Raw genomic sequence first — 25618 nt, forward strand, 5'->3', positions numbered from 1 at the left:
TTTTATTTTTGATACTGCAAAGCTACCCAATTATTTCTTTTTATGGTATTTTTTAATGTTAAACCATACTTAGAAACCTCATTATCAATTACTGGGATATCTTCACTGTAAAATCCGCTTAATAATAAAACTCCTTCTTCATTTAAACAATCAGTATAGGTTTTCATATCGTTTAATAAAATATTACGATTAATATTTGCAATAATTACATCGTAATTTCTACCTTCTAACAACGAAGCTTCTCCTTCATATACTGAAATATGTTTACAATTATTTCTTTCTACATTCTCTAACGAATTTTCGTAGCACCAAGGATCTATATCAATAGCATCAATAGGTTGTGCTCCTTTCATTTCAGCAAAAATTGCTAAAATTCCTGTTCCACAGCCCATGTCTAACACTTTTTTACCTTCAACATCTAAATTAATTAAATGTTGTACCATCATGTGTGTAGTTTCATGATGCCCTGTACCAAAACTCATTTTTGGCTCGATAACAATATCGTATGGCAAATTCGGGTTTTCATGAAATGGCGCTCTAATACTTACCAAATCATCTACCTGAATAGGATTGAAATTCTTTTCCCATTCTTCATTCCAATTGGTTTGTTCTATTTCTTTGAAATCATATTGAATAGAAAACTCTTCAGAATTTAAAACAAATACGTTATCTAAAACCTTTGAATTCCATTCTTCTTTTTGAACATACGCTATAACTCCATTGTCGTTTTCAACAAAACTCTCAAATCCAAGTTCTCCTAACTCAGCTATTAAAATTTCAGTAGCTGGTTCTTTTGGCGTTACTTCAAAAGTATATTCTATATAAATATTATCCATTAAATTGATTTAATTATTGAAACAAAATCTTCAGCTTTCAAAGCAGCTCCACCAATTAGGCCTCCGTCTACATCTGGTTTAGAGAAGATCTCTTCTGCATTTGATGGTTTTACACTACCACCATATAAAATTGAAATAGCTTCAGCTGTTTTATTTCCGTATTCTTTTACAAAAAGCTCTCTTACAAAAGCATGCATTTCCTGCGCTTGCTCTGGTGTAGCAGTTTCTCCTGTACCAATAGCCCAAACTGGCTCATACGCTAAAATGATGTTCTTAAAAGCCTCTTCTTTTAAGTGAAATAAAGCCTTTTTTACTTGGCTTTCTACCACTGTAAAATGATTTCCTGATTTTCTATCTTCTAACAATTCACCGAAACAAAAAATTACTTCTAATCCGTTTGCTAAAGCTGCATCTACTTTTTCTACTAATAATTCGTCGGTTTCACCAAAATATTCTCTACGTTCAGAATGTCCAAGAATTACAATATTTACACCAATATTCGTTAACATATCAGCAGATACCTCACCTGTAAAAGCACCGCTTGTTGCTTGGTGCATATTTTGAGCAGCAACTTCGATAGACGATTTTTTTGTCTTTTTAGCTGCATAGTGCAGGTTTACAAAACTAGGAGCTATAACCACTCTCTTGTCTTCTCTCAAACCATCTTTTAATTCTTTCTTAAGCTCCTTGATTAATACTTTAGCTTCATCAAGGTTTTTATTCATCTTCCAGTTACCTGCAACTATTTTTTGTCTCACGTTTATTCTTTTTTTCTGGTTATTGATTTTCTGTTTGCAAAATTACATTATTTCTAGGCTTTAACGAATTAATTTATCCGACACCTTCGATGACTTAAATACCTTAATATTTCTATCTTCATCAATTACTAAAAATCTCGGAATCGTTTTTAATTTTAAAAACTTCCCAAGTTCTCCTTTTCCTTTCTCTTGAATATAGTAATGCTGCCCTTTAACAGGAATGCTTTCTAAACCTCTCTTCCAATCATGGTATGAATGGTCTACTGATAAAAAAACATACTCAAATTCTGGATTTTGCTTCTGAAATAAAAGCACATCTTTAAAGCTACGTTGACTGTAAGGACAATAGGTGGCGAAGATTTGCACAAAGAGTTTCTTTCCTTGATTTTGATCTAAAATCTCTTGAAATGAAATTGACTCACGTTCTAAGGTCAATAATTCTTCTTTTAAGGCTTCGGTGGTAAAATGCTTTGGCTGAAAAGCAGCACAACTTGATAAAAAAATTATGCTAATTAATAAATAGAATATTCTCATTTTATTGCAATCTTATTCTTGGATCTAACCAGCTATATAAAATATCTACTAAAATATTTATGATAATAAATAACGTAGCTACTACTAAAACAGCTCCCATAATTACTGGTAAATCGAGAGTGTTTAGCGAGTTTACTATTTCTTTTCCTAATCCATTCCAGTTAAAAATATACTCTACAAAAACCGCTCCAGCCAACATAGATGCAAACCAACCTGAAATCGCTGTGATTACCGGGTTTAACGAATTTTTCAACGCATGCTTTTTAATTACTTGATACATGGTTAATCCTTTCGCTTTTGCGGTTCGTATGTAATCTTGACTTAAGGTTTCTAACAATGAATTTCGCATCAACTGAATTACTACTGCTAACGGACGAATACCTAATACTATTGCGGGCAATAGCAAATTCTTCCACTGAATATGCATTCCTTCACCAAAATCATCAACTTCATATAAACTTCCCGTCATTTCTAAATGGGTGTATTTATGTAATACAAAACCAAATAACCAAGCAAATAAAATTGCTGAAAAGAATGAGGGAACACTCATTCCTAAAGTACTTATGATTGCTATGAGTCTATCAAAAAAAGTATCTTTAAATAAGGCGGAAAAGATTCCTAAAACAATCCCTAAAAACAGTGCGATAGTTATGGCTACCACCGCTAAAATTGCTGTATTCGGTAAAGTTTCTTTAATCACTTCGGAAACATTTTTTCCATTTTTTTGAAATGATTGACGTAAATACGGTGTTTTTATAACAACTACTGTGTTTCCAATAGAAAACAACGATGTAGCATTGTATTTACCTTCTGATAAGAAAGTATAATTATCAGCATTTTTACTATGAAAAGACAACGGAGAAACATCATTCAAATAATACAAATACTGCGTAAATACAGGTTTATCGAATCCGTATTTTTTTCGAATATTTTGTAGTTGTTCGGTGTCTTCTCGCTGATCTAACATCATACGAGCTGGATCACCTGGTAAGATGTTAAACAGTAAAAAAATTACCGTAACCACCCCGAATAGCGTTAAGAATCCGTAAAAAATTTTGTTAACTATATATTGAAACATATATAACAAAGATAACAGAAACTACTAAATTTATGTACTTTTGCCTAACTTTTACAACAACACATGACAACACAACAACTTGTATCTGAAATTAAAAAAAAGAAATCGTTTTTATGTATTGGACTGGATGTTGATTTAGACAAAATTCCAGCTCATTTACTTCAAGAAGAAGATCCTATTTTTGCCTTTAACAAAGCTATTATTGATGCTACTCACCATCTTTGTGTAGCTTACAAACCGAATACTGCTTTTTATGAAGCTTACGGAATTAAAGGCTGGAAATCACTTGAAAAAACCATTAAATACTTAAACGAAAAACATCCTGAAATTTTTACCATTGCTGATGCTAAACGTGGTGATATTGGTAATACTAGTACTATGTACGCAAAAGCTTTTTTTGAAGATTTAGCTTTTGACTCGGTAACGGTTGCTCCATACATGGGAAAAGATTCTGTTGAACCTTTTTTAGCTTTTGAAGATAAACATACTATTATGCTTGCTTTAACTTCTAACCAAGGTGCTTTTGATTTTCAGACGCTAAACGTCAATAATAAAGAACTTTATAAAGAAGTTCTTGAAGTATCAAAATCTTGGAAAAACTCACAAAACTTGATGTATGTAGTTGGTGCTACTAAAGCTGAATATTTAGCGGATATAAGAAAAATTATTCCTGAGAGCTTTTTATTAGTTCCTGGGGTGGGTGCCCAAGGCGGAAGCTTAGAAGAAGTTTGTAAATACGGAATGACCGATACTGTAGGTCTACTAATTAATTCTTCTCGTGGAATTATTTATGCTTCTAACGGAAATGATTTTGCTGAAGCTGCTGCTACAAAAGCAACAGAACTACAACAGCAAATGGAAAATATTCTAAAATAAAAAAGTCAAGGTTAATGACTCCTTGACTTTATAACTAATTCAAATAATTACATCAATGAAAACAAAGTTTGATGTAAAGTGTCGCAAAAGTATTAAGCTTAATACTTTGTTCTTACAACTTTGATTTGAATGACCTGTTTTTTGATTTAAGAAAGCTATATTTTAAAAACAAAGAAGGCTGAGAATTAATTCTCAGCCTTCTTTTCTGTTTAAGGGAAGATCTATTTTACTTATTATTGAAGTAATGGGTTAGAATCAACCGCTCTAGTAGGGTAAGGCAATACATAAGAAGCCTTTCCATCTAATTTTAAATCTTGCCATCTTGTCCACTCAAAAGACATTTCTAAACGTCTTTCTTCAGCTAATGTTAACGAAGACTTTCTTGCTGTTTGTAATTCTGTTAATCTTGCAGTATTACCTGCTTCTGCAGAAATTAAATACATTTCAGCAATTCTTGATACTAATAAATCTGAGTCATCTGCTCTTTTATATTTTTTTGAATAGATATAACCTCCATTATCATCTTTACCAGCAAAGTCAAATAAGATTTCACGAGTATCATCTCCTTTTACTAATGCTGTTAAATCATCAGCTGCTGCAAAACAGTTCCAATCTTTTGCCATAGGACTCATAATCCAACCCCAAGAACCAACTTCTTCTGCTTTATTACCTTTAAACATAAAGATTACTTCTGGATCTCTCTCTAAAGGGTTTGCTGCTAAAGAGAACTTACCTGATGTAATTAACTCTTCTGCTTCTGCTCCTGCAGCTGCAATATTACCTTGCACTCTGTAAACTCTTGCTAAAAGAGCTGATGCTGCTTCTTTTGTAGGAGTTTTTTGACTTTCTAACAAACTAAGTCCATTAAAACTTACACAGTTTTCTTTTGCGTATTTTAAATCTTCAACAATAAAGTTTAACACATCCTCTTTTGAAGAAGGTGCAATAGGTGTTCTATCATAACTTTCATCTACTAAAGGAACTCTTTCAAACATATCATAAAGTCTTAAGTAACTTAAAGCTCTGTTATAACGTGCTGCTCCTTTTTGAGCTTCATTTGCAGAAGGTACTTTTAATATAGTATTAGCTCTATCGATACCTGCATAATAATCTGCATAAAAATAACTTAATAAAATATCACTTGCAGGAACTTTATTTTCGTAAAAGTTCTGTACTTGAAACCATTGAAATTTAACTGGCTTATAGTTATCTCCCATAATTTCAGTATTCATTATCGCGAAATAACCATACTGATTAGGGTGTCTCATCTTTTTATATAACCCTGTTAATAATTTATCTACATCTTCTGTTGCTAAGCTTGAATTTGCGTCTAGAGATGCTTCAGAAGGTATATCTAACTGATCGCTACAAGATGTTGTTAACGCCGCAAATAACCCTATGAAAAGTATTTTTGAAATTTTTTTAATCATCGTATTTTATTATTAAAATTTAACGTTTAATCCTACCAAGAATGATTTCACGTTTGGAATACCTCCTAAATCAACTCCAGCTCCAATTTTACTTCCGTCTGTTCTATCTTGGCTACCTTGTGCTGCTTGATCTACATAACTTACTTCTGGATCTGCTCCTGAATATTTAGTAAATGTAAATGGGTTTCTTACTTGAGCATAAAGTCTTAAACTTTTAATGAATTTAACATCTGAATCTTTTAAGAAGTCAAAATTATATCCTAAAGTAATATCTGAAATTCTTAAATAATCAGCATCTTCTAAGTATCTTGTAGACCTTTGAGTGTTCCATGCAGAAATTTCAGAAGATAAATGTGGTCTTGGGTTAGAAGCATTCGTATTTGTTGGCGTCCAATAATCTAACATTTCCGTTAACATGTTTTCAGAATAAGATGGTGCTCCAACTGCTCCTCCGTTCAATCCGTCTTCCTTGAAAAGTGCATATACTTTTTTACCTAAAGAGTATTGACCACTAATTGATAAATCAAAACCTTTGTATTCAACAGAAGTGTTAAAACCTCCGTAGATTGGAGCAATACCTCCTTCAAATACTTTTTTATCAGCATCAGTAATTTGTCCATCACCATTGTGATCTACATAAATCATATCTCCAGCTGCCACTGTTTGACCGTCTGTACCATCAGCTTTCTTGTATGTGTAAGCTTCTGAAGCTACGCCTGCTGATTCTAAGATAAAGAATGAACCTAAAGAGCTTCCTTCTTTAACAATAGAGGCAAATCCTGTTGTGTATTGTCCTGATTCAGCTCCTACCTTTAATACTTTATTATCATTGTATGAAAAGTTAGCACCGAAGTTCCATTTAAAATCTTCTTTTTCAATAATTCTAGCATTAACATTAGCTTCAAAACCTTTATTTGAAATATTACCAACGTTAGCTAACATAGTTCTAAATCCACTTTCTTGCGGTACATTAACCCTACTTAAAAGATCTTGAGTTTCTTTTTCATAGTAATCTAAGTTAACATCAATTCTATCAAATAATGTGATATCTAATCCTAAGTTTAAAGCTTCTCCTTTTTCCCATTTTAACTCAGGGTTAAAAATATTGGTTGCCGCTAAACCTGGAGCTTGATCATAATTTTCACCAGAACCAATTAAACTTTGTCCAGAAGCATAAGAAATACCTGTTTGGTTACCAGTATATCCAAAAGAAGCTCTTGCTTTTAATTCTGTAATAGCTGGTACATTGAAGAACTTTTCGTTAGAAATTGTCCAACCTAAAGATGCCGCTGGGAAACTACCCCATCTGTTTTCTTTTGTAAACTTTGAAGACCCATCATATCTTGTAGACACCATAAAGTGGTACTTAGAATCCCAAGACATTTGTAATCTTGTAAAATACGACTCTAACGCCATAGATCTAAAGAAACTTTCTCCTTGATTAATTTCTCCTGCAGAAACTAACCAATTTAAATCACTTGACGGGAAATTTTCACCTGCCACAAAAGCACTTTCATAATCCCATTGTTGGAACGAATGACCTGCTAATAAAGTTAACTTTAACTTGTCATTTGCATACTTGTCAGTATAAGTTACAGTGTTTTCAATTAAGTAATCTCTATTGTTTTCTGTACTGTATAAACCATATCCTGTAGGTACTCCATCTCCATTTAATCCTCTTCTTGTGTTAGGAGCATCATATCTGTTATATCTATTACTTCTAATATTACCACTAAAAGCAGAGTGCCATACAACACTTTCTATTGGTGTTACATCTAAGAATAATGTTCCTCCTAAGTTTTGCCATTTATCCGTTACTTGTCTTTCGAAAGCAAACAATGGGTTAACAAAGTTATGAACAGCAATCTTACCGTCTGCATCGTAAGGAGAAACATCTGGTCTTGCTCCTAGTGCTCTTGAATAAGGCTGATATGTACTATTATCATCTGCAAAAGGAGTAGCCTCTGAATATGAGAAATAAGAATTAACTCCATACTTTATGTAGTCATTCATTTTTTGCTCTAAATTTAATTTTACACGTCCAATTTTGTACGTATCTTCTTTTATAATACCTTCTTGATCGTATAAAGAAGCTGATAAATACGCTCTAGTATTTTCTCCTCCTCCAGATATACTAAACTGATGTCTTTTAACAGTTGCGTTTTCTCTTAACACTAACTTTAACCAGTCTGTATTGTAAGAACTATTAGGTAATGGAGTTAAAACTGTAGGATCTTTTGGTGCGTCTAAAGCTCCAGAAGCAATATCTTGCTCATAGTTTACTCTTGCTGCATCTAATACTTGCTTGTACCCTTTAGCATCTAACAAACTTGGTCTTTTTATAATATTTTGGAAACCATAAGAAGTGTTAAAAGATACAGAAATATCTTGTTGATATCCTCCTCTATTTGTTTGAATTAAAACAACACCATTTGAAGCTCTAGAACCATAAATAGCAGTAGAAGCAGCATCCTTTAAAATACTTATACTTTTAATATCTTCAGGAGAAATCCCAGACATATCTTCTTGTGGAACACCATCAATAATATATAATGCATTGTTTGATGCACTTAAAGAACCGTTACCTCTAATACTAATTTGAGTAGCATCACCTGCTCTACCACCAGTACTTACAATTTGTAATCCTGAAGTTTTACCTTGTAAAGCCTGAGTTACATTAGCTACTGGCTTATCTTGTAATTGTTCCACTCCAATTGTTGCTACAGATCCTGTTAAATCTTTTTTAGAGCTAGTTCCATACCCAACAATAACAATTTCTTCTAATAAATTAGAATCTTCTTGCATTAAAACATTAAGTTCAGAACCTGACCCAACAGTTTTTTCTGCGGCTTGCATTCCAACAAAAGTAAACACTAAAACATCTCCTTGTTTAGCGTTTATAGAATACATACCATCAAAATCTGTCTCAGTACCTATGGTTGTACCCTTTAAAATTACATTTACACCTGGTAAAGGACCTGAACTATCAGATACTACACCGGTGATTTTCTTTTCCTGCGCACTCACATTCAGTATAAAACTGAAAAAGAATAATGCACAGATCACATTTCTTAAATGTAGATTCATAAATTATTAAATTTTTATTAATTAACATTTGTAAAACTAAAGGCTATAAGTTTCTGTCTGCACCTATTTGAAGTAGACATCTTTTTATTTGATGTGAAAAAACATTTTTAAGAAGTAAGCAGTAAAAACCACTTAAACACCACTTGTTAATTATTGTTAATTTTTTCAAAATCTCTTTATTTATCAACCTCTGAAGAGGTTTTCTACATTGTTTTATTGAATAAATTCTCCTAAATAATCAATAAATAAGGTACCCCTCAAGCATTTTTAACAATTAACATCTTGACTTTTAACAAACAACTCTGGCTTTAATAAAATTTTAACTATAATCAACGGTATTTAAGTTAGGGAACTCCTTGATTTGATTGTTATAGTTATTAAGAAAACAAAGTATAAATGAATTTATCAATTCTAATCGTTGACAACGAAAAGACAGCTCGATCTAGATTTAAAAAATTAGTGAGTGAGTATAGTTTTATAGAAATCATTGGTGAGTGTTCTGATGGCTCAGATGCTATAAAAAAAATCAACACTTTGTCCCCTGATATTGTTTATCTTGACACTAAGATTAACAATATGACTGGATTTGATATTATTGAAAAAATTACACTACCTAAAAAACCTATATTTATTTTTACAGCTTCATCAAACGAACATGCTGTAAAAGCTTTCGATTATTTTGCTTTTGACTATCTTTTAAAACCCTTAGACGAGGATCGCTTTTATTCTTCTATCAAAAAGGTAATTAATTATAAAAAAATAGTTGAATTATCTAACTTTAATAATAACCTCGACAATATAATAGGACTTGTAAAAGAAAGTACTCCTATTGAAACACCTGTAAAAGGAACCAAGATTAATATTAAATCTGGTAATAAAATAATCTTTTTAGAACGTAATTCTATCAAATACATATCTGCTTCTGGGTATTATGTAGAAATTTTTACTACCGACAATAAAAAATACCTTTTAAGAGAGTCCTTATCCAGTATTATCAAAAGATTAAACTCAAGTCTTTTTGTTAGAATTCATAGATCTACCATAATCAACTCTAATTTTATTGACGAAATTATCACTTCAAACTACGGTGAAACCGACGTAAAAATCAACGATAACAAAACCTTTAGAGTTAGCAAAAGCTACAAAAAAGATTTTCAAGAGTTAATGGGAGTTAAATAGTAGCTTCGAATCATTACTTTTGTGTAATGAACAATCCTAAAAAATATACTCGAATTATTTCTTTAGTCCCTAGTCAAACAGAACTTTTGGTTGATTTAGGACTGGAGGAACATATCGTTGGTATTACAAAGTTTTGTATCCACCCTAATCACTTAACGAAAACAAAAACCATTGTTGGTGGCACAAAAAACATCAAGATTGAAAAAATAAAAGAACTTCAGCCTGATATTATTTTATGTAATAAGGAAGAAAATACCAAAGAAATAGTTGAGGCTTGCCAACAAATAGCATACACTCACGTTTCTGATATCTTTACACTTGCTGACGCTATTGATATTATTTCTTTATATGGAAGCTTTTTTGACAAACAAAAAGAAGCTGATAAAATGGCTCATGAATTAGAATCAAAAGTAATCGATTTTAAAAATTTTATTCACGATAGGAAAAGCAGAAAAGTAGCTTATTTTATTTGGAAAAATCCTTGGATGATTGCCGCAAATAACACGTTTATAAATCACCTACTTGAGCTCAACAAGTTTGAAAATATTTACAGTGATTTAGAACGTTATCCTGAGGTTACTCTCGAAACCACAAAACAAAGAAAAGCCGAACTCATTTTACTTTCTTCAGAACCTTTTCCTTTTAAAGAAAAACATACTGCTGAAATAAAAGAGCACGCAAGCAACAGCACACCTATTTTGGTGGATGGCGAGTACTTTTCTTGGTACGGTAGTAGGTTATTAAAGGCTTTTGATTATTTTAAACAATTACACGACAGTATTTGACGGCATATCTTCATCTAAATATTTAATTCTATTTAGTTTTTCCAATATTTTCATTGCTTTAAATGCTGATCGATCGCTTTTGCACTCATCAACATATTTATAATCATTAGCCGTCTCAACCAACCTGATATATCTATCTTCCAAGTGCTTTCGATATCTTCGTAATTGATTAATTCTTGACATTATATTAAAATTTAAGCGGATTATAAATATACGTAAATATTTGACTTACAGAAATATAAAATCCAACCGAGATTTAAAATGGGGAAAATTCCTATTTTAATTATTACCAACAACAAAAAAGCTCTTGATTTCTCAAGAGCTTTCTAATTTTATTTATTATCCTGCAACGCAAATACCTGACGTAGCAAAGGAGTATCACGTAGTCCTACTTTTTCACGGATTCCTTTTTCTTCAACAGCAATCATGGTAAAAACACCTTCTAAAGCTTCCGTAGTTACATAATCTGTTAAATCTGGATTCACTTTTTTAACAAACGGAATGCTATTGTATTTCGTTATTAAGTTTGACCAAATTTTATCAGCTCCTACTTTTGAAAATGAGTTTTTAATTACTGGATTAAACTCAGCATATAACGCAGAAGTTGTTTTTCCTTCTAAATAAGAAGTTGCAGCATTATCTGCTCCTAATAATATATTCTTTGCGTCATTAAATGTAATTTCCTTCACCGCATTTACAAAAATTGGAGTCGCTGTTTTTACAGCATCTTCTGCAGTTCTATTGATTGCCTTTAAACCTTCATCTGCTAAACTTCCTAAACCAATCTTACGTAACCCTTTATCAACGGCTTGTAGTTCTTCTGGTAATAAGATTTTAACTAAATCATTTTTATAAAAACCATCAGTAGCAGTTAATTTACTTACTTGATGTTGAATACCATTATCTAAAGCTTGGCGTAAACCATTACCTATCTGCTCTTGTGTTAACACTCCTCCTTGTGGTAATTGATTTACTACTTTTTGTAACTCTGCACACCCCATAAAAGTTAGTGCAATAAAGAATACTGTAATTTTTTTCATGTTTACTTGTTTGATTTTATCTATAAGAAACAATAAACTAATTATTGTCACATTTATTTGAAGCTGTCGGTATTTTTATCATATCCATACGGACAGTGTTTACATCCACTTTTACAACAATACCCACGGCGTAAATGGTACGCTTCTTTAAAAACCCTATACCCTTGTTCATTAATATAATATTCTTCAGGAGTAGGTTTTAATATCTCTTTTCTCATACTACAAATATCATAAAAAAATACGTTAAACAGGTTTTACATTCCTGCTTAACGTATTTATATATACCTTAAAATAAAATTTTACTTCTTAGCATTTGGAGGATATTCCGCCATTATCTCTGCTACAAACTCTTTAATACGAGCTTCCTTACGTTCAACACTACTTGTACTTAAAGCTCCCGTTCCTATTCCTTGCCATACTAACTCTTTTTTATCAGCATCTAACAAATCAATAAACAACGTTCCTTCTGTGTATTGAGAAACCGTTACTGGACTTGGTCCATAATACCAAGGATAATAAAATCCTCCATAATAATTATCGTTTACATTGATACGCTCACGAGATTTTGTAAATAAACTTACCAACACATCAGGTGACGCAGATTTGGTCATTCCTTTTGCCATCAGTTCTGCTTCAATAGCACGCATAATACGTTTTTTATCTAAATCAGAAATTGAAGCTTTGTCTATTCCTGTTTTATAAAACGCAAATGTTTTGTACTGATTAAAATCCGTTTGTGTATCATAATCAGTTGTTACTCTTACTGAGCTACATGAAGTTACCAATAATGCGATAATTGGTAATACTAGTAATTTTATTTTTTTCATTTTCTTCGGATTTACATATTCTCTAATAATGCATCATCCACCATATTTGGAAGCGTAACTTTTAGTTTCTTTTCAACCTCCATTGCTCGTTTAATAGCAAAAACAGCTTCTTCATTTCGTGCCCAACTACGTCTTGCAATTCCGTTATTCACATCCCAGAAAAGCATTGATTTTAAGCGCCTTGATGCATCTTTAGAACCATCAAGAAGCATGCCAAATCCACCATTAATTACTTCTCCCCAGCCTACTCCACCTCCATTGTGGATAGAAACCCAAGTAGCTCCTCTAAAACTATCTCCAATTACATTATGAATTGCCATATCTGCTGTAAATCGAGATCCGTCGTAAATATTTGAAGTTTCACGGTAAGGTGAATCAGTTCCAGAAACATCGTGGTGGTCACGGCCTAGAACTACTGGACCTATTTTTCCTTTCTTAATTGCTTTATTGAAAGCTTCCGCTATTTTCATACGCCCTTCAGCATCTGCATATAAAATACGTGCTTGTGAACCTACAACTAACTTATTTTCTTGCGCTCCTTTAATCCATTGAATGTTATCTGCCATTTGCTGTTGAATTTCTTCAGGAGATTTTTTCATAATTTTCTCCAATACCTTACAAGCAATCGCATCCGTTTTGGCTAAATCTTCTGGATTTCCTGAAGTACATACCCAACGGAAAGGACCAAAACCATAATCAAAACACATAGGCCCCATAATATCTTGCACATAACTAGGATACTTAAACTCTCTTCCTAAAGTCGGATTTGGATTCATAACATCCGCTCCAGCTCTACTCGCTTCTAACAAAAAGGCATTTCCATAATCGAAGAAATAAGTTCCTTTTTCTGTATGCTTATTAATCGCTTTGGCATGACGACGTAAGGTTTCTTGCACCTTTTCTTTGAATAACTCAGGATTATTAGCCATCATTTCGTTTGACTCTTCAAACGACATATCTACAGGATAATATCCTCCTGCCCATGGATTGTGTAACGACGTTTGATCTGAACCTAAATCGATATACACATCTTCTTCAGCAAACTTCTCCCAAACATCCACCACATTTCCTAAGTAAGCCAACGAAACTACTTCTTTGTTTTCTTTTGCTTTACGAACACGTGCTACTAATTCATCTAAATCGGTGATTTTTTCATCAATCCAACCTTGATCTAAACGAACCTGCGTAATTTTTGGGTTCACCTCAGCACAAACTGTGATACAACCTGCAATGTTTCCTGCTTTTGGTTGCGCACCACTCATTCCTCCTAAACCAGCAGTAACAAATAAATTACCTTTTGGCGATTTTCCTATTTTTCTAAACCCGTTTAACACAGTAATCGTAGTTCCATGTACAATTCCTTGTGGACCAATATACATGTAACTTCCCGCTGTCATTTGACCATATTGAGTAACTCCTAAGGCATTGAATTTTTCCCAATCATCTGGCTTTGAATAATTTGGAATCATCATACCATTAGTTACCACAACTCTTGGTGCATCTTTATGTGATGGGAATAATCCCATTGGGTGTCCTGAATACATTACCAAAGTTTGTTTATCTGTCATTTCTGATAAGTACTTCATGGTTAATAAGTACTGCGCCCAGTTAGAAAACACCGCGCCGTTACCCCCGTAGGTAATTAATTCATGTGGGTGTTGCGCTACTGCATAATCCAAATTGTTTTGAATCATTACCATAATAGCTTTTGCTTGCTCTGATTTCCCTGGATATTCATCAATAGGGCGAGCATACATTTTATAATCTGGACGGAAACGATACATATAAATTCGTCCGTACTTTTCTAATTCTTCAGCAAACTCAGGTAATAATACTGAGTGATGTTCTTTATCGAAATAACGTAATGCATTACGTAAAGCCAATTTCTTCTCTTCGTCAGTTAAAATTTCTTTACGTTTTGGCACGTGATTTATGGTAGTATCATACTCCTTTATTGGAGGTAATATTGCTGGAATCCCTTGTTTTATTTGTTCTTTAAAAGTCATTTTATACGTTTTTGAGTTTTCAATAAAAAGCTGAAAACTTGTTAATTATAAGTTGTTGATAAGCGTAAAAAATGAAAAAACTATGGATAACGGATATCTGCTCTGTGGTACTGAGCTTCAATCCTCTTCTTATATTTTAATGTTAAAATATCCATCTTCTTTGAAGTTTGCACAAATATAAGTTTATACCCTTAAAAAATTAGATTTTAAAAGGTATAAATTTTCAGTCCTCATTTTATTTACTCTTGTATCCTAACAATAAATTGTACCTTTGACTAGTTATTGCATAAACAGATTTATGATTTTTATATCAAAACATATTATTCCGAAAGGTTTTGCTGGAATGACATTATATCCTTTTATCTTTTTAAAACGAGAAGATTTAAAAGGGAATCCTGTTTTGATAAATCATGAGAAAATTCACTTAAAACAACAGCGAGAACTCTTAATTGTATTTTTTTATGTTCTTTATTTTCTAGAGTGGTTTATTCGATTATTGATGTATCGAAAAACATCTTTAGCATATAAAAACCTAAGTTTTGAGCGGGAAGCTTATCAAAACGAACATAATTTAGATTATATATCTACTCGAAAAAGATGGGCTTTTCTTAATTATTTATAGTTTTCAAAACATCCTGCTATTTTTTAATAATTCCGTAAATTGCGTACCCGAAAATTAAGACAATTTACGAATGGAACAAATAACTCCCTATAAACCTAAACACAAAGTACGAATTGTAACCGCAGCTTCTCTATTTGATGGGCACGATGCCGCTATTAATATTATGCGTCGAATTATTCAATCTACAGGGGTTGAAGTAATTCACTTAGGGCATGATAGAAGCGTTGAAGAAGTAGTAAACTGTGCTATTCAAGAAGACGCAAATGCAATTGCTATGACTTCGTACCAAGGTGGACACAACGAGTACTTTAAGTACATGTACGATTTATTGCAAGAAAAAGGAGCTGGACATATTAAAATATTCGGAGGTGGTGGCGGAGTAATTCTACCAGAGGAAATCAAAGAATTGATGGACTATGGAATTACTCGTATTTACTCTCCTGATGATGGTCGTGAATTGGGATTACAAGGAATGATTAATGATTTAGTTCAACAATCAGACTTTGCCATTGGAGATGCGTTAAATGGAGAAGTAGACAAACTAGCCGATAAAGAAGTTGGCAGTATTGCTCGTGTAATTTCTGCTGCGGAGAACTTCCCCGAAGTTGCTAAAGAAGCTTTAGAAACCATTCATAAAAAAAATAAAAACTCCAAAACTCCAGTATTAGGTATCACGGGTACGGGTGGTGCTGGTAAATCGAGTTTAGTTGACGAATTAGTTCGTCGCTTCTTAATTGATTTTCCAAACAAAACTATCGGATTAATTTCTGTTGATCCTTCTAAAAGAAAAACAGGTGGTGCTTTGTTAGGTGACCGTATTCGTATGAATGCTATTAACAATGAACGAGTATACATGCGTTCGTTAGCTACACGTCAGTCAAACTTAGCTTTATCTAAATATGTAAACGAAGCGGTAGAAGTATTAAAAGCTGCCGAATTTGATTTAATTATTTTAGAAACTTCAGGTATCGGGCAATCAGACACAGAGATTATCGAACATTCTGATACTTCTTTGTATGTAATGACTCCTGAATTTGGTGCCGCGACACAGTTAGAAAAAATCGACATGCTTGATTTTGCTGATTTAGTAGCCATCAACAAGTTTGATAAAAGAGGAGCTTTAGATGCTTTACGCGATGTAAAAAAGCAATACATGCGTAACAACAATTTATGGGATGTTCACATGGATGACATGCCTGTTTTTGGTACGATTGCATCTCAATTTAACGATCCGGGAATGAACTCGTTGTACAAAGCGATCATGGATAAATTGGTTGAAAAAACTGGAGCCGATTTACAATCTACTTTTGAAATTACGAAAGAAATGTCTGAAAAGATATTTGTAATTCCACCAAGTAGAACACGCTATTTATCTGAAATTTCAGAAAACAATCGCGCTTACGACAAAAAAGTTGATGAGCAAGAAAAAGTAGCTCAGAAATTATACGGAATCTATCAAACCATCTTATCTGTCATTCCGAACGAAGTGACGGAACCTTTCCTTACTAAAAACGGAATTGACCAAGATGAAATTCAGAAACAAGTTCAGGAGGAAGAACAACCATTTGTAAAGTTATTATTTGCTCAATTCGATAAAGTAAAACTAAATCTTGACCCACATAACTGGGAAATTATTTTAAACTGGCAAGACAAAGTAAAAAAATATAAAGATCCTATTTACTCGTTTAAAGTACGTGATAAGGAAATTAAAATAGAAACACATACTGAGTCACTTTCGCACACACAAATTCCGAAAGTAGCGTTACCAAAATACCAAGCTTGGGGTGATTTATTACGTTGGAATTTGCAAGAGAATGTCCCTGGAGAATTTCCTTATGCTTCAGGATTATATCCATTTAAACGTACTGGGGAAGATCCAACACGTATGTTTGCTGGGGAAGGTGGTCCTGAACGTACCAACCGTCGTTTTCACTATGTGAGTTTAGGAATGCCAGCAAAACGTTTATCTACAGCATTTGACTCAGTTACGTTATATGGAAACGATCCAGGACACAGACCTGATATTTACGGTAAAATTGGAAATGCAGGAGTATCTATTTGTTGTTTAGACGATGCTAAAAAATTATACTCTGGTTTCGATTTAAGTCATGCTATGACTTCTGTTTCTATGACTATTAATGGTCCTGCTCCGATGTTATTAGGATTCTTTATGAATGCTGCTATCGACCAGAACTGTGAGAAATACATCAAAGAACATAAGTTAGAGAAAAAAGTTGAAGCAAAGCTTAAAGAATTATATGACGATAAAGGGATAGAACGTCCTAAATACAATGGAGAGCTACCTGAAGGTAATGACGGATTAGGATTATTACTGTTAGGAGTTACAGGTGATCAAATCTTACCTGCAGATGTGTATACCGAAATTAAAGCGAATACCTTAGCACAAGTACGTGGTACAGTTCAGGCAGATATCTTAAAAGAAGATCAAGCACAAAATACGTGTATTTTCTCTACGGAATTTGCTTTACGTTTAATGGGAGATGTACAGGAATATTTTATTGAGAAAAATGTTCGTAATTTCTATTCAGTTTCAATCTCTGGATATCATATTGCAGAAGCTGGTGCGAATCCAATTACACAATTAGCCTTAACCTTAGCAAACGGATTTACTTACGTAGAATACTACTTATCAAGAGGAATGGATATTAATAAGTTTGGACCAAACTTATCATTCTTCTTCTCTAACGGTATCGATCCTGAATATGCGGTGATTGGTCGTGTAGCTCGTAAAATTTGGGCAAAAGCTTTAAAACACAAATACGGAGCGAACCCAAGAGCACAAATGTTAAAGTATCATATTCAAACTTCTGGACGTTCATTACACGCTCAGGAAATTGATTTTAATGATATTCGTACAACACTACAGGCATTATATGCGATTTACGACAACTGTAACTCGTTACATACAAATGCATATGATGAGGCCATTACGACGCCTACAGAAGAATCAGTACGTCGTGCGATGGCAATTCAGTTAATCATCAATAAAGAATTAGGATTAGCTAAAAACGAAAACCCAATTCAAGGTTCATTTATCATCGAAGAATTGACCGATTTAGTAGAGGAAGCTGTATTAGCTGAATTCGACAGAATTACCGAACGTGGTGGTGTATTAGGAGCTATGGAAACCATGTATCAACGTTCTAAAATTCAAGAAGAGAGTTTATACTACGAGACCCTAAAACACACAGGTGAATTCCCTATTATTGGTGTAAATACTTTCTTAAGTTCTAAAGGTTCTCCAACGGTAACTCCGCAAGAAGTAATTCGAGCTACGGAGGAAGAAAAACAATTCCAAATCAAAACGAAAGAGAACCTCAATGAGGCTCATAAGCAGGAAGCCAGCGAATTGATTAAATCTGTACAGGAAGCAGCCATTCAAAATGAAAATATTTTTGAAAAGTTAATGGATGCTACCAAAGTTTGTTCGTTAGGACAAATTACTGCAGCCTTATTTGAAGTAGGCGGTCAATACAGACGAAACATGTAGCAAACAATGTTTGCAGATAAGCAAAATAAAGCTCTTAGAAATTTCTAAGAGCTTTATTTTTTTGTTCTAGTTCGTTTACGGAGTTTAAAAATCCTATCATCATAATAAGCTTTCAGTTCATCAACAAATGACAGCGGGTTTTTATAGGTTGTTAAAACTTTATAGGTATAACTATATAACAAATCGGTTAGTTGTTTTTCTAAACGCTCAATCTCCTTTTTTAAATACGTAGCATTGCTAGTTGTTTTCTTAACTAACGAAATGTCTTTACTAAAATTCATTGTGGTATTACCTCCAAAAATGTGTGCATGAAAAGCCTCTAACTCTTCAAAGCTTCCGTTTTGATATATTTCAATCAATTTTGTTGTTGTTTCTAATGCTTTTTGTTGCTCATTTTCTTGCATCGAAAATTTATCAGGATGCACATACAACATTGCTTCTTTATATAATCTTTTCTTCTCTTTTTGATTTGTTTTTTCTGCTACTTCTTTTTTTGAAATAGGTACAATACCAGTAGGTTTTTTGTAATTTTTCCCTTTCCGCTTTTGTGCCAACCTTTTCTCTTTTTTGGCTTTCTTTTGCTCTTTATATAAAATGGTTAGCTCTCGTTCTTCTATCAACAAATCAGCAATTGCATTTCGTAACGATTGCTCAAAAGGAAATAACTTGATTTCAATTGCTTCAATCTTACCTTTTAATACTTCAATCTTCTCTTGTAAGTTTAAAATAGCGTCTGAATCAGCATCAATAGGAAAAAGGTTCTCATTCATAATACACTATCTTTTCCTTTGTAAAATGGTCAACCCTACTCGTATTTTTTCATACGGAACTTTTTCTCCTAAAAACTCAAAATAGGGTTTTAAAGCTGTCTCATTTTTCAATACTTTTTTAGCATTAGCCACTAGCGCTAAAACATCAGCTTCGATGAATTCATCTAAACTCACATCTTTCCCTTCTAAATACAGCTTAGATAAATGAGAAAAAATGGTGGTAGGTTTTAATCCACGATTTTCAGCGATTTCATCAACGGTTAATCCTTCTTTATACAACTTAAAGGTTTCTAAAGTAGTATCCTTTTTAGTTTTCTTTTTTTCGTTTAAAAAAGTTTTAATCTCTTCGATAAACTCTGCTCCATACACTTCTAATTTTCGTTGTCCTACTCCGCTTATTGCCAAAAACTCCTCATCAGATTGTGGTCTTTCATTTTCTATTTCTTTAAGTGTAGCATCATTAAACACCAAGTAGGCAGCTATATCTTCTTCTTGAGCAATTCGATAACGCAGTTTTCGTAAACGTTCAAACAAGGTATCTTTAACAGCTTTCTTTCTTTTCTCTTTTACTGATTCTTTTACCTCCTGTTGAAACTCCACAGGAGTGGTTAACTGTACTTTTTCCCCATCAAAAAGCACTTTATTTGAAAAATCAGTAAGTTGTAAACTATTATTCAAATGAAAGGCGATTTGACAATACCCTTGATTCGTTAACTGAATTAAATAATGTTGCCAATCTCTCCAAGAAACATCATTACCTACCCCATAAGTTTTCAACTTATCATAATTTTTATCTAAGACTGCTGCATTTTTAGCTCCTCTTAACACATCAATCACCGTTCCCATTGCTTCTTTTCCTTGTAATCGATAAATAGCTGAGAGTCCTTTTTGAGCAATAACAGTTCCATCAAAAAACTGTGGCGGGTTCTTACACACATCGCAATTTCCGCAGTTTTCTTCAATTAATTCTCCAAAATAACTAAGCAGTATTTTTCTTCGGCAAACGGTGGCTTCAGCAAATTGCTTCATTCGTTCTAATTTTGCCTCTTGTACTTCTTTATTTCCTGTATTTTCAATAAACTGACGTAACTGAATAACATCGGCATAACTATGAAACAGTAAGGCTTTTGCAGGCAACCCATCACGACCAGAACGCCCTATTTCTTGATAATATCCCTCAATATTTTTAGGCATATTATAGTGAATTACCCAACGAACATTCGACTTGTCAATTCCCATTCCAAAAGCAATGGTGGCACAAATTACCTCGCAATCGTCTTTTATAAAATCCTCTTGAGTTTTAGCTCTTTCTTCAAACGATAATCCTGCATGATACGCTTTAGCATCAATATTATTTTGTTGTAGTTTACTAGCTAATTGCTCTGTGGCTTTTCTACTCAAACAATAAATTATCCCTGCTTCATTAGGTCTTTCATTAATAAATTTAATGATTTGCTGCACTCTATCGTTTGCAGGACGAACTTCTAAAGCAATATTTTCTCTATTGAAAGAACTTATAAATTGTGTAGCATTGGGGATTGCTAATTGCTCTAAAATATCTTGTTGAGTTGCTTTGTCAGCAGTTGCTGTTAATGCTACAATCGGAACTTCAGGTAATGACTTTTTTAAAAATGCTAATTGTTTGTAGGAAGGACGAAAATCGTGTCCCCAAGCAGAAATACAGTGTGCTTCATCAACAGCAATACAGCTTATATACGTTTGATTTAACACATTTTGAAGTAATGATAAACTTTCGGGAGCAACGTATAGTAGTTTTATACTTTTTGACGCTATTGCTTCAAATACTTGTTGTTGCTCTTCTGTTGATTGACTACTATTGAAAAAAGTTGCAGGAATTCCGTTTGCTTTTAAGCTATCTACTTGATCTTTCATCAAAGCAATTAATGGTGAAATTACCAATGTTACTCCTTCAAAAAATAATGCTGGTAATTGATAACAAATAGATTTTCCTCCACCTGTTGGCATAATAACCAAGGTATCTTTTTTTGCTAAAATATTTTCAATAATAGCCTGTTGCTCTAAACGAAAACTATCGTATCCAAAATTTACTTTTAATTTTTCTAACAATTCTTGTTCTGTAATCTGCATCATTTGACAAAAATAGGAATAAAAAAAGCGCAGAGTTTAAACTCTGCGCTTGATTTTATTTTTTAGTTCTTATTACTTAATATCTTGTAACAACACCTCAACTGCTTTTTTTAACTGAGCATCTTCTCCTCTATCTTTCCATCCTGGAGCATTTTTCACTAAGTAATCTGGTACTGCCGGTGCTTCATTTTCCATGTTTCCTCCTGTTTTCTTTACAAACCATGCTCTAAAAGGCATACGAACGCTTCCGTTAGCTAATCGCTTACTTCCTGTAGATACAACAGCTCCAAAAGTTGGTTGACCAACTAATTTCCCTAATCCTAAGCTTTTGAATGCGTGTGAGAAAATTTCAGCATTTGAATAACTGTTTTCGTTACATAATGCTACCACTGGCTTAGTATTTACCGATAAAATAGCACGTTCGTTAAACGGGTAGTGATCTGCAAATTTCTTGTGATTTTTCAAACTATTTACCGCACCTCTTGGAACTGTGTACGCATGTTGATCTACATTTAACACCGCCATCAATCTATCAGTAGTCCATCCACCACCATTGTAACGCACATCGATTACGATTCCTTTTTTACCATAACCACTAGCTTTTAATTCACGTTCAAAACGCTCAAAACTTGGCATGTTCATTCCTTGAATATGGATGTATCCTAATTGACCGTTAGAGTATTCATCTACTAACTTCTTTCTTGAATTTACCCATTCTTCATATTGTAAATTTCTAAGAGATCTTTCTGGACGCAATACAACTTCTTTTCCTCCAGCTAAGCTTAACAATATCTCTTTTGATTGCGTGTTTTTTAATAAGCTGTAAAAATTAGTATTCTTTCCAATCTCCTGACCATTAACAGCAGTAATAACATCACCTACTTTTAATTTACTATTAGATTTATCGGCTACTGAATTTGGTAATACGTATAAAATTTTTACTCCTTTTTTAGTGTTTTCTACCTCTAGTCCTAATACTCCTACTTTATCACTTTCATTTCTTGGAGCACTTCCTCTATACCCCATGTGACTTGCGTTTAACTGCCCTAAAAGTAAGTTAAACATATAGGTGTAATCTTCATGGGTAGTTGCTGATAATACCCAAGGCTTGTACTTTTTCACTAAAGCATTCCAATTGTATCCATGGAATTCAGGATCGTAAAAACCAGCTGTTAAAGCACGTATTCCTTCTTCAAAAACTTGTTGATTTAACTTTTCAATATCTACTGTATAAGTTGCGCTATGAGGAAGGTTTGTGATTTTATCTGATTTAGTATCTAACTGAGCTAATTTTCCTCTTGAAGTAAAGTAAACTTTCCCTTTATTATCTGAGAAATTACCTGCATTAATTACTCCTTTTACTAGTTGAGGCTTGCTTCCATCCCATTTTACCTTATATGTACTTCTCTTTTGTGTTGCAGGATCAGTAGCTGAGAAATAAATAAACTCACTGTCTGCACTAAACACAGGACTATACTCATTATCTTGTAAAGAAGTAACTTGAACTAAACGATCATAAATTTTATCTTCATCTATTTTTACTTCTACTTTTTTCTTGGCCTTTTTATCCTTTTTATCTTTTGACTCTTCTTCTTTTTTCTCAGGATAATACGCTCCTTCTTCACGATCTAATTTTGTTTTTTCCCAGTCAGATTTTTCCAACCAAACCATCCATACATCATAGTTGATTCCGCTTCTGTTTGATAAGAACGCTAATTTTTTACCATCTGCACTCCAAATAGGATTACGATCACTTCTTGGATGCATTGATACATTCATTTTTATTGCTGGATTTGCTATCGACTGAATATAAATTTCACTATCAAAATTCAAATCTTCTTGAGAATACGCTATGTATTTACTATCTGGACTCCATGAAACACCTTCAGTTTCTGCCCAAGAATTAGAATACTCTTTTGCATTCGTAATTTTTCCTTTTTTAATATCTCCAATCATTAAAACACCTCTTCCTACTTGATAAGCAATCTTCTTTCCATCAGGAGAAACTAATGAATATTCAACATCTTCTTTACTGTTCGTTAGTTTTGCTACTTTAGTTTTTAAACTGCGGTGTAATCCGACTAAAGTATCTATTGACACAGCGCTAAACAACTCAAAATGTCCGTCTCTATCAGAAGAAAACACTACCGTTTTGTTATCTAACCACTGTGGATTGATATCTCTATACGGATGCTTACTTACATTGTTTGAATACTTTTTTTCTTTGTTGTTTTCTTTTACGAAAATTTCTCCATTAATCTCTAAAGCAATACTTTTTCCATCAGGAGAAATAGCATAATTACTTATTTCATTAGAAACTGTTTTTGTTTCTTCTTCTGCAAAACGATTATCTGAAACAATTTTTAAATCAATTTTTTCAGCTTTTCCGTTCTCTAATTTGTAGGCATCAACTCCACTTAAGTATACAATAGTTCCGTTATTACTTACCGAAAAAGTACGAACACCATCTTTAGTTTGTTTTGTTAATTGAGTTGCTGTTCCGTTTGCTGTTCCGTTTGCAGAAACTGACTGTTTGTAAATATTATAACGCCCACTTTCAGCTCCTATATAATATAAATTACCTGAAGCATCCCAAGCTGGTGAATGATCATTTTTATTACTTGTAGTTATTTGATTGTATTGGTTTGTCTCCGTGTTGTAAATCCAAATATCACGTTGAGCTGACCCCGTATAATCTTCACGAGAAATACGACATGCTCCTTTAGTAAAAGCGATTAATTTCCCGTTAGGAGATACTGTCGCCATTTCTCCATAGGCTGTTAACAAACGACGAGGCGTTTCTCCTTTTTCATTTACCACATACATTTGTTTATCCCACTCTGGTCCTCTTAACACACGCCCTGTAGTAAAAACAACATCTCCATCCTCAGTCCAATCTGTCGGAATATTTGCTGTTGGATAAAACGTTAATTGCTTTGGAACTCCTCCATTTACAGAGGTTATAAATACATTATCATTTCCTTTTCTATTAGAAGAAAATGCAATTTCGGTTCCTTTTTCATTCCATACAGGATCACTTTCATATCCTTTATGAATTGTTAACCTCTTTGTTTGTTGATTAGCAAAATTGTACAGCCAAATATCACCATAATAACTAAACGCCATTTGAGAAGCATCTGGGCTAATCGCTGGTTTACGTATTAATGTAGTTTGAGCTGACAAGAAATTCCCTGCTAAAAGTGCAAGTCCTAAAAATACTTTTTTTGTCATGTTGTTCGTTTTAAAAAGACCAAATTACTTGTTTAGAACTATAACTACATAAAAATTAGCAATTTCTTAACAAGTTTTAATAGTTGATATAAAATTTACAATTCCATTAATTTCTTTTTTATCTAGCTCTTTAATGAATGCGGATCCAATTATAGCTCCATTCATATAATTACAAGCTGTTGTAAAAGTTTTATTATCTGAAATACCAAAACCAACAATCAATTTACTTTGTAAATTCATTGCTTGGATTCTTTTAAAATAGGCTATTTGTTCTTCGGAAACTTCTCCTTTCGCACCTGTAATAGACGCTGAAGCAACCACATAAATAAATGCTTTGGTTAAGCTGTCAATTTTACGAATACGCTCTTCGGAAGTATGTGGCGTGATTAAAAATACATTTGTAATTCCGTATTTTTCAAACAATTGTTGATAATGATTTTCATATTCTACCATTGGTAAATCTGGAATAATTACCGTATCAATTCCGCAATCTTTTACTTTTTGACAAAACTGATCTTCACCATATTTTATAATTTGATTTACATATCCCATTAACACCAAAGGAGTGTTGTTTGTACTTTTAATAGAAGATAACTGTTCAAAAACTACATCGAGATTCATACCATTTTTCAGCGCTATATCGCTACTATGCTGAATGGTTGGTCCATCTGCAAGTGGGTCAGAATATGGCAAACCTACTTCTATAAAATCTACTCCACTATTACTTAACTTAGCAATAACTTTTGTAGTATCTTCTAGTTTTGGAAAACCTGCGGTAAAAAAAATTGATAATAAATTGTTTTCCTTTTTATTGAATATATGTTGAATTGAGTTCATTTTCTATGGTTTTGTCAGTTCGAGTGATTTTCGACTTTAGGAGAAAATCGTATCGAGAACTTATTACATCTCGATACAAATTTATTCGTTCCTCTCAAATTC

Annotated in this window: 19 protein-coding genes; 5 read left to right on the plus strand and 14 right to left on the minus strand. The window is 33.1% G+C overall.

The features are described 5' to 3' along the window. Window positions 1-2: 2 nt before the first annotated feature. From prmA to ACR9ES_RS05525, 4 genes are read right to left on the minus strand one after another with little or no spacing between them, the layout of a single operon-like run. On the minus strand, window positions 3-836 hold the full coding sequence (gene prmA, locus ACR9ES_RS05510) for a 50S ribosomal protein L11 methyltransferase (RefSeq protein ID WP_435255388.1): 834 nt from the start codon (window positions 834-836) through the stop codon (window positions 3-5). Further along, on the minus strand, window positions 836-1594 hold the full coding sequence (gene tpiA / locus ACR9ES_RS05515) for a triose-phosphate isomerase (RefSeq protein WP_435255389.1): 759 nt from the start codon (window positions 1592-1594) through the stop codon (window positions 836-838). Before tpiA ends, prmA begins: the two co-directional genes overlap by 1 nt. 60 nt (window positions 1595-1654) lie before the next feature. Next, window positions 1655-2128 carry a TlpA family protein disulfide reductase gene (locus tag ACR9ES_RS05520; protein WP_274633936.1) on the minus strand — a complete coding sequence of 158 codons (474 nt, stop codon included), beginning with the start codon at window positions 2126-2128 and terminating at the stop codon, window positions 1655-1657. A 1-nt stretch (window position 2129) separates the two neighbouring features. Further along, on the minus strand, window positions 2130-3206 hold the full coding sequence (locus tag ACR9ES_RS05525) for an ABC transporter permease (protein WP_435255390.1): 1077 nt from the start codon (window positions 3204-3206) through the stop codon (window positions 2130-2132). Window positions 3207-3269: 63 nt separating this feature from the next. Between ACR9ES_RS05525 and pyrF the strand changes: the two genes are divergently transcribed. Then, window positions 3270-4082, plus strand: coding sequence for an orotidine-5'-phosphate decarboxylase (gene pyrF / locus ACR9ES_RS05530; protein ID WP_435255391.1), 813 nt, complete (start codon window positions 3270-3272; stop codon window positions 4080-4082). Between the two features lie 233 nt (window positions 4083-4315). Here pyrF and ACR9ES_RS05535 read toward each other — a convergent pair whose 3' ends face one another. Continuing rightward, window positions 4316-5512: a RagB/SusD family nutrient uptake outer membrane protein gene (locus ACR9ES_RS05535; protein WP_435255392.1), complete on the minus strand. Its 1197-nt coding sequence runs from the start codon at window positions 5510-5512 to the stop codon at window positions 4316-4318. 12 nt (window positions 5513-5524) lie between these two features. After that, complete coding sequence (locus ACR9ES_RS05540; protein ID WP_435255393.1) at window positions 5525-8599, minus strand: SusC/RagA family TonB-linked outer membrane protein; 3075 nt, start codon at window positions 8597-8599, stop codon at window positions 5525-5527. A gap of 396 nt (window positions 8600-8995) precedes the next feature. Here ACR9ES_RS05540 and ACR9ES_RS05545 point away from each other — a divergent pair, with 396 nt between their 5' ends. Both ACR9ES_RS05545 and ACR9ES_RS05550 read left to right on the plus strand, forming a co-directional pair. Beyond that, window positions 8996-9778, plus strand: coding sequence for a LytR/AlgR family response regulator transcription factor (locus ACR9ES_RS05545; RefSeq protein ID WP_435255394.1), 783 nt, complete (start codon window positions 8996-8998; stop codon window positions 9776-9778). Window positions 9779-9804: 26 nt separating this feature from the next. After that, window positions 9805-10563 carry an ABC transporter substrate-binding protein gene (locus ACR9ES_RS05550; RefSeq protein WP_435255395.1) on the plus strand — a complete coding sequence of 253 codons (759 nt, stop codon included), beginning with the start codon at window positions 9805-9807 and terminating at the stop codon, window positions 10561-10563. 332 nt (window positions 10564-10895) lie between these two features. Here the strand turns inward: ACR9ES_RS05550 and ACR9ES_RS05555 are convergent, their stop codons facing one another. The 4 genes from ACR9ES_RS05555 to ACR9ES_RS05570 form a co-directional block, all read right to left on the minus strand. After that, a complete protein-coding gene (locus ACR9ES_RS05555; protein ID WP_435255396.1) occupies window positions 10896-11603 on the minus strand; it encodes a DUF4197 domain-containing protein in 708 nt (235 codons plus the stop codon). Window positions 11604-11656: 53 nt separating this feature from the next. Continuing rightward, a complete protein-coding gene (locus ACR9ES_RS05560) occupies window positions 11657-11821 on the minus strand; it encodes a DUF5522 domain-containing protein (protein WP_435255397.1) in 165 nt (54 codons plus the stop codon). 81 nt (window positions 11822-11902) lie between these two features. Beyond that, entirely contained in the window at window positions 11903-12430 is a 528-nt protein-coding gene (locus ACR9ES_RS05565; RefSeq protein ID WP_435255398.1) for a DUF4136 domain-containing protein, read from the minus strand. 11 nt (window positions 12431-12441) lie between these two features. Beyond that, the gene (locus ACR9ES_RS05570; protein ID WP_435255399.1) at window positions 12442-14436 is read right to left on the minus strand and encodes a urocanate hydratase; all 1995 of its coding nucleotides are present in this window, start codon (window positions 14434-14436) and stop codon (window positions 12442-12444) included. 298 nt (window positions 14437-14734) lie between these two features. Here ACR9ES_RS05570 and ACR9ES_RS05575 point away from each other — a divergent pair, with 298 nt between their 5' ends. Both ACR9ES_RS05575 and ACR9ES_RS05580 read left to right on the plus strand, forming a co-directional pair. Next, the gene (locus ACR9ES_RS05575) at window positions 14735-15058 is read left to right on the plus strand and encodes a hypothetical protein (RefSeq protein ID WP_435255400.1); all 324 of its coding nucleotides are present in this window, start codon (window positions 14735-14737) and stop codon (window positions 15056-15058) included. A gap of 70 nt (window positions 15059-15128) precedes the next feature. Beyond that, window positions 15129-18569 (plus strand): methylmalonyl-CoA mutase family protein, encoded by a 3441-nt coding sequence (locus tag ACR9ES_RS05580; protein WP_435255401.1) that lies wholly within the window; start codon window positions 15129-15131, stop codon window positions 18567-18569. Between the two features lie 53 nt (window positions 18570-18622). On the opposite strand, the gene ACR9ES_RS05585 is transcribed toward ACR9ES_RS05580, so the two are convergent. The 4 genes from ACR9ES_RS05585 to trpA all read right to left on the minus strand — a co-directional run bounded on the left by ACR9ES_RS05585 (window position 18623) and on the right by trpA (window position 25516). After that, window positions 18623-19339, minus strand: a complete 717-nt coding sequence (locus tag ACR9ES_RS05585) for a hypothetical protein (protein ID WP_435255402.1) — start codon at window positions 19337-19339, stop codon at window positions 18623-18625. Between the two features lie 6 nt (window positions 19340-19345). Further along, window positions 19346-21451, minus strand: coding sequence for a DNA helicase RecQ (gene recQ, locus ACR9ES_RS05590; protein ID WP_435255403.1), 2106 nt, complete (start codon window positions 21449-21451; stop codon window positions 19346-19348). A 69-nt stretch (window positions 21452-21520) separates the two neighbouring features. Next, window positions 21521-24679, minus strand: a complete 3159-nt coding sequence (locus ACR9ES_RS05595) for a S41 family peptidase (RefSeq protein ID WP_435255404.1) — start codon at window positions 24677-24679, stop codon at window positions 21521-21523. Between the two features lie 66 nt (window positions 24680-24745). Beyond that, on the minus strand, window positions 24746-25516 hold the full coding sequence (gene trpA, locus ACR9ES_RS05600; RefSeq protein WP_435255405.1) for a tryptophan synthase subunit alpha: 771 nt from the start codon (window positions 25514-25516) through the stop codon (window positions 24746-24748). Between the last annotated feature and the right edge of the window lie 102 nt (window positions 25517-25618).

Source organism: Tenacibaculum sp. A30, from assembly GCF_051200845.1.
GTDB lineage: Bacteria > Bacteroidota > Bacteroidia > Flavobacteriales > Flavobacteriaceae > Polaribacter.